The sequence below is a fragment of the Cohnella sp. GbtcB17 genome (assembly GCF_019091135.1).
GTDB lineage: Bacteria > Bacillota > Bacilli > Paenibacillales > Paenibacillaceae > Cohnella.
This window is the reverse complement of record NZ_JAGXJW010000391.1, coordinates 1-245: the sequence shown is the minus strand read 5'-3', so window position 1 is coordinate 245 and position 245 is coordinate 1. Positions and strand designations below refer to the sequence as shown.

At 59.2% G+C, this 245-nt stretch carries 1 protein-coding gene; it reads left to right on the top strand.

From position 1 onward, the window contains the following. Window positions 1–245 (top strand): BMP family ABC transporter substrate-binding protein (locus KVT38_RS34010; protein WP_217598119.1); only part of this gene is annotated, 245 nt, incomplete at both ends.

Sequence of the window (245 nt, the reverse complement as noted above, 5' to 3'; positions counted from 1 at the left end):
CATCCGCTTCCGCGTCCGCCAGCGAATCTGCAGCCGCTCCGGCCCACGGCAAAGGCAAGGAGATCGGCATGGTTACCGACCTCGGCGGGGTCAACGACAAGTCGTTTAACCAACAAGCCTGGGGAGCGCTGGAGAAAATCGGGAAAGATACCGGCGCAGAACCGAAGTACCTGGCGTCCAAGAAGGACAGCGACTACATTCCGTTTCTGACCAAGTTCGTCAAAGACGGTCACGATCTGGCGTGG